Source organism: Streptomyces sp. YS-3, assembly GCF_045257485.1.
GTDB lineage: Bacteria > Actinomycetota > Actinomycetes > Streptomycetales > Streptomycetaceae > Streptomyces.
In genome coordinates this window covers 1-3,080 of sequence record NZ_JBJHPC010000729.1, presented here as the reverse complement: position 1 = coordinate 3,080, position 3,080 = coordinate 1, and the positions used below count along the sequence as shown (strand labels likewise).

Sequence of the window (3,080 nt, the reverse complement as noted above, 5' to 3'; positions counted from 1 at the left end):
GTCGGGGGCCGAACCGCGCGAGGGGGTCGGCTCGAACCGGGTCCAGCCCACACCCTCGAAGTACAGCTCGGGCCACGCGTGCGCGTCCCGCAGCCCCACCGACATCGTCCCGTCCGAACGCGGCTCGCCGGGCGTGAAGCCCACCGCCACCCGGGCCGGTATGCCCAGGGTCCGGGCCATCGCGGCCATCGTGAAGGAGAAGTGGACGCAGAAGCCCTGCTTGTCCTTGAGGAAGCGGGCAATCGCCTCCGTACCGCTGCCGGACTCGACCTGGGTGTCGTACGTGAACCCGCCCTTCACCGCGAACCAGTCCTGCAGCATCACGGCCCGCTGGTAGTCCGTGGTGGCGCCCTTGGTGATCCTGCGGGCCGTCGTGCCCACGATGCGCGGCAGGGTCTGCGGGACCTTCGTGTACTCCCGCGCCAGCGCCGGGGGAGCGGGCAGGGCGGTGGCCAACTGGTCCGCCGTCGGACGCACCTGGAGGCTGCTGACCTGGTACTGGACGCCCTGGGTGGTCTGCCCCCGGTCGCCCACCAGGGTCCGGCCGACCGGCTCGAAGCGCCAGTGCCCGCCGATGTCGACCTTGGTCGCCGGGTAGGGCATCGGCAGCCAGTTCTGGGTGTACCAGCCGGCGGCCGACACGCTCGTGCGGATCTCGGCGGTGCCGATCGCCGGGCTCAGCCCCTCGGGCTGCGGCAGCACGTCCGGTACGTCCTTGATCTTGCGCTCGGACGACTTCCAGGAAGCCCCGTCGAACTGGTCGAGGGCCACGATCCGCAGATACAGGTCCTGGGTGTCCTGAGCGTTGGTGCGGTAGCGCAGGACCTCGCGGTCCTCGGGCTGGTTGAGGCTGTTCTGGAGCGAGACCAGCGGGTTGACCGCGGAGATCGTGCCTCCGCCGCCGCCCTCCCCGCTGCCGCCGCCGCTCCCGCCGAGCAGCCCGGTGCCCATGGCCGGCAGCGCGGCCGGGATCACCAGGGCGATGCCCAGGGCGAGCGCCCCGATCCGGCGGCCGGTACGGACCGGCGCCAGCGGGCCGCTGTCCGGCTCGAACGGCGTCTGCGGCCGGTCCGACCGGGCCGCGCCGCCGAACATCCGCCCCCACTGCGAGAGCCGGTCCCGGCCCTCGGCGAGCAGGAGCAGCAGATAGCCACCGGCCGCCAGCAGGAACCACAGCCAGCTCGCCCCGCCGTTCGAGAGCCCGGCGGCCACCGAGTACAGCGCGAGGAGCGGCAGCCCGGCCGGGGCGGCGCTGCGGAAGGTCACCGCGAGCGCGTCCACCACCAGCCCGATCATCAGCGTCCCGCCCACCACCATCAGGCGGATGCCGTCGGTGGCGGGCGCCGGGATCGTGTACCGGCTGACGTCGTCGGCCCCCTGCTGGAGCAGCCCGGAGAGGTGCTCGAAGGCCTCCGGCCCCGGCAGCAGCCCGATCAGCGCCTGCTCCCGGGCGAACACCACGGTCAGCAGCATCAGCGTCACCGCGGCCTGCACCAGCACCGTCAACGGCCGCGCCAGCGGCACCCGGCGGGCGAGCGCGCCCACCCCGGCCTGGAGGGCGAGCAGGAACGCGGCCTGCACGATCCAGGTCGCCCGGTCGACGAGCGGCAGCATGGAGCACGACGTCATCACCGTGGCGGCGAAGGCGCACAGCGCCAGCCGCCCGCGCCCGCTCATGACCACGCCCCTGACATTCCCGGTATCCCCGATGTTCCCGACGGCCACGGAGCGCCGCCCGAAGCGGCCCCTGTCCCCGTCCCCGTCCCTGTCCCCGTCGCTGTCCCTGTCCGTTCCTGGCCCGCCTGCCGCCACAGCTCGGCGAGCGAGGCGCCCGGCGGCACGGCCAGCGCCGTCCACCCTGCCTCGCGCAGCAGCCGCAGCGTCCGCTCGGCCGGGCCGAAGCCCCCGGGCGGCGGCGAGCCGTACGTCCACAGGTCGCTGTCCAGGACGAAGGCGACCGCGGCGCCGCTGCGCCGCCGCATCTTCGCCGCGACCGCGGCCTGTTCCTCGTCGAGGTCCCCGAAGAACCCGACGAGCAGTCCTTCGTTCCCGCCGCGCAGCACGTCGTACGCGTGCGAGAGGCCACCGCCGTCGGAGTGGTCCACGACCGCGAGGGTGTCCATCATCAGTCCCGCCGCGTCCGAGGAGTCCTGGGTGGTTCCGGCGAACCCGCCCTCCCCCTCGCCCGGCACCGAGCTTCCGGTGTCGGTGAGCAGACGCACCGAGTAGCCGCGCTCCAGCATGTGCACCAGCGCCGAGGCGGCGCCCGACACCGCCCACTCGAAGGCCGAGTCGGGGCCCGCGCCCGCGTACGCGAGGTCACGGGTGTCCAGGAGCACCGTGCACCTGGCCCGCTGCGGCTGCTCCTCGCGGCGCACCATCAGCTCGCCGTAGCGCGCGGTGGAGCGCCAGTGCACCCGGCGCAGGTCGTCGCCGTGCCGGTACAGCCGCGGGATCACGTCGTCCTCGCCGGCCAGCGCCAGCGAGCGGTGGCGGCCGTCGCCGTACCCGGCGGCCTCGCCGGACAGGCGCACCGGCGGCAGGGGCTCGGTGCGCGGTATCACCGTGAGGGTGTCCTGGGCGCTGAACGCGCGCGTGAGCTCGCACATCCCGAACGGGTCGGTCAGCCGCAGCTGGAGCGGGCCGAGCGGATAGCGCCCGCGCAGATCCGAGCGGACCCGGTAGGACACCTCGCGCCTGCCGCCCGCCTCCACCCGGTCCAGGACGAAACGGGGGCGCGGTCCCAGCACGTACGGCACCCGGTCCTGGAGCATGAGCAGGCCCGTGGGCAGCCGGGAGACGTTGTCGACGCGCAGGTGCACCCGGGCCTCGGCGCCCGCGGGCACGCGCGCGGGCGCCAGCCGCCTGCTGCCCGCGACCCGGTAGCGCGTGCGGTACAGGACGGTCGTGCAGACCAGGGGCAGCACGGCGAGCAGCAGCCCGACCCGCAGCAGGTCCTCCTGGCCCAGGACGTACGCGCAGACCGCGGCGGCGATCCCGGCGGCCAGGAACGACCGGCCGCGGGTGGTCAGCCCGGACAGGGCCGCCCGGGCCCCGCCCCGGTCGGTGTCCTCCGGCCC

2 protein-coding genes are annotated in these 3,080 nt (G+C 74.7%); both read right to left on the bottom strand.

What is annotated here, in order from left to right; genetic code table 11:
- The coding region (locus ACJA3G_RS33955; RefSeq protein WP_406556878.1) for a transglutaminaseTgpA domain-containing protein at positions 1 to 1,677 on the bottom strand (1,677 nt) is incomplete at its 3' end.
- Positions 1,674 to 3,080 (bottom strand): DUF58 domain-containing protein (locus tag ACJA3G_RS33950; protein WP_406556877.1); only part of this gene is annotated, 1,407 nt, incomplete at its 5' end. The genes ACJA3G_RS33950 and ACJA3G_RS33955, both read right to left, overlap by 4 nt.